The 3268-nt window shown below is 50.6% G+C and carries 2 rRNA genes; both read right to left on the bottom strand.

What is annotated here, in order from left to right:
• Positions 1-12: 12 nt before the first annotated feature.
• A 5S ribosomal RNA gene (rrf, locus tag ACSQ3D_RS27730) occupies positions 13-125 on the bottom strand.
• Positions 126-300: 175 nt separating this feature from the next.
• Positions 301-3179: ribosomal RNA gene (locus ACSQ3D_RS27725) — 23S ribosomal RNA — on the bottom strand.
• Positions 3180-3268 lie beyond the last annotated feature (89 nt).

Below are 3268 nucleotides of genomic sequence, written 5' to 3'. Positions count from 1 at the left end.
TGGGCTGTAAGAGCCTGACGATGACCTACTTTCACACGGGAACCCGCACTATCATCGGCGCAAAGTCGTTTCACTGTCCTGTTCGGGATGGGAAGGAGTGGTACCAACTTGCTATGGTCATCAGGCATAAAGGGTTGCCATACTGAACGCCGTTTTGGAGTTCAGTACAACGAATTCATAGAGTTAAATCAGCTTTTTGTGTTTTGACTGCGTCTAACTTGGCATAACAATCTTTGAGCTTTGGCACGGTCATCGATATCGATATAGACATCGATGCTGTGTATTGGCAATCAAAGTTATAGGGTCAAGCCGCACGAGCAATTAGTATCAGTTAGCTTAACGCATTACTGCGCTTCCACACCTGACCTATCAACGTCCTGGTCTTGAACGACTCTTTAGGGGGCTCAAGGCCCCGGCAGATCTCATCTTGAAACGAGTTTCCCGCTTAGATGCTTTCAGCGGTTATCTCTTCCACACTTAGCTACTCGGCAATGCCACTGGCGTGACAACCGATACACCAGAGGTGTGTCCACTCCGGTCCTCTCGTACTAGGAGCAGGCTTCCTCAAATCTGCAGCGCCCACGGAAGATAGGGACCAAACTGTCTCACGACGTTTTAAACCCAGCTCACGTACCTCTTTAAATGGCGAACAGCCATACCCTTGGGACCGGCTACAGCCCCAGGATGAGATGAGCCGACATCGAGGTGCCAAACACCGCCGTCGATATGAACTCTTGGGCGGTATCAGCCTGTTATCCCCAGAGTACCTTTTATCCGTTGAGCGATGGCCCTTCCATACAGAACCACCGGATCACTATGTCCTGCTTTCGCATCTGCTCGACTTGTCAGTCTCGCAGTTAAGCACGCTTATGCCATTGCACTATCGTCACGATGTCCGACCGTAACTAGCGTACCTTCGAACTCCTCCGTTACGCTTTGGGAGGAGACCGCCCCAGTCAAACTGCCTACCATGCACTGTCCCCGATCCAGATAATGGACCTAGGTTAGAACCTCAAACACACCAGGGTGGTATTTCAACGTTGGCTCCATGAGATCTAGCGACCTCACTTCAAAGCCTCCCACCTATCCTACACAGATCTGTTCAAAGTCCAATACAAAGCTACAGTAAAGGTTCATGGGGTCTTTCCGTCTTTCCGCGGGGAGATTGCATCATCACAAACATTTCAACTTCGCTGAGTCTCAGGAGGAGACAGTGTGGCCATCGTTACGCCATTCGTGCAGGTCGGAACTTACCCGACAAGGAATTTCGCTACCTTAGGACCGTTATAGTTACGGCCGCCGTTTACTGGGACTTCAATCAAGAGCTTGCACCCCATCATTTAATCTTCCAGCACCGGGCAGGCGTCACACCCTATACGTCCACTTTCGTGTTTGCAGAGTGCTGTGTTTTTATTAAACAGTCGCAGCCACCGATTTTTTGCAACCCCGTTGGGCTCCCTCTGTACGAGTTCACCTACTTGGGGCATACCTTCTCCCGAAGTTACGGTATCAATTTGCCGAGTTCCTTCTCCTGAGTTCTCTCAAGCGCCTTAGAATACTCATCTCGCGCACCAGTGTCGGTTTGCGGTACGGTCGTCAATAGCTGAAGCTTAGTGGCTTTTCCTGGAAGCAGGGTATCACTCACTTCGTCTGCAAGCAGACTCGTTATCACCCCTCATCTAAGCCCGGCGGATTTGCCTACCAGGCACGACTACAGGCTTGAACCAACATGTCCAACAGTTGGCTGAGCTAACCTTCTCCGTCCCCACATCGCACTATTGATCGGTACAGGAATATTGACCTGTTTCCCATCAGCTACGCATCTCTGCCTCGCCTTAGGGGCCGACTCACTCTACGCCGATGAACGTTGCGTAGAAAACCTTGCGCTTACGGCGAGGGGGCTTTTCACCCCCTTTAACGCTACTCATGTCAGCATTCGCACTTCTGATACCTCCAGCATCCGTCACCAGACACCTTCACAGGCCTACAGAACGCTCTCCTACCACGTGCAATAAATTGCACATCCGCAGCTTCGGTAACTGGCTTAGCCCCGTTACATCTTCCGCGCAGGACGACTCGATCAGTGAGCTATTACGCTTTCTTTAAATGATGGCTGCTTCTAAGCCAACATCCTGACTGTTTTAGCCTTCCCACTTCGTTTCCCACTTAGCCAATTTTAGGGACCTTAGCTGGCGGTCTGGGTTGTTTCCCTCTTGAGTCCGGACGTTAGCACCCGGTGCTCTGTCTCCCAAGCTGTACTCTGCAGTATTCGGAGTTTGCATAGGTTTGGTAAGTCGCCATGACCCCCTAGCCTAAACAGTGCTCTACCCCCGCAGGTAATACTTGAGGCACTACCTAAATAGTTTTCGGAGAGAACCAGCTATTTCCAAGTTTGTTTAGCCTTTCACCCCTATCCACAGCTCATCCGCTAGTTTTGCAACACTAGTCGGTTCGGACCTCCAGTACCTGTTACGGCACCTTCATCCTGGCCATGGATAGATCACTTGGTTTCGGGTCTACACCCAGCGACTGATTCGCCCTATTCGGACTCGATTTCTCTACGGCTTCCCTATTCGGTTAACCTTGCCACTGAATGTAAGTCGCTGACCCATTATACAAAAGGTACGCAGTCACCCTTGCGGGCTCCTACTTTTTGTAAGCATGCGGTTTCAGGATCTATTTCACTCCCCTCCCGGGGTTCTTTTCGCCTTTCCCTCACGGTACTGGTTCACTATCGGTCGATTACGAGTATTTAGCCTTGGAGGATGGTCCCCCCATATTCAGACAGGATTTCTCGTGTCCCGCCCTACTTGTCTCTACCTTAGTACCACACGTCTGTTTTCGCATACAGGGCTATCACCTGCTATGGCCGGACTTTCCATTCCGTTTTGCTAACAGTCGTGCTATCAATAGAAGGCTCTTCCGATTTCGCTCGCCACTACTTTCGGAATCTCGGTTGATGTCTTTTCCTCGAGCTACTGAGATGTTTCAGTTCACCCGGTTCGCCTCGCATGACTATGTATTCATCATGCGATACCTCTTGCGAGGTGGGTTTCCCCATTCAGAAATCTCCGGATCAAAGCTTATTTGCCAGCTCCCCGAAGCTTATCGCAGGCTATCACGTCTTTCGTCGCCTGTAATCGCCAAGGCATCCACCACATGCTCTTAGTCACTTGACCCTATAACTTTGACGTCTCTTTCGAAACATCGCCATCTAATCTTTCAAGGACTTGCCAGGTCTTTCACCTGACGCGTTATGCCGTAATGT

The sequence above is a fragment of the Acidovorax sp. LjRoot117 genome (assembly GCF_964252695.1).
Classification (GTDB): Bacteria; Pseudomonadota; Gammaproteobacteria; order Burkholderiales; family Burkholderiaceae_C; genus Acidovorax.
The sequence above is the reverse complement of the archived record's forward strand: the minus strand, read 5'-3'. Positions and strand labels throughout refer to the sequence as shown.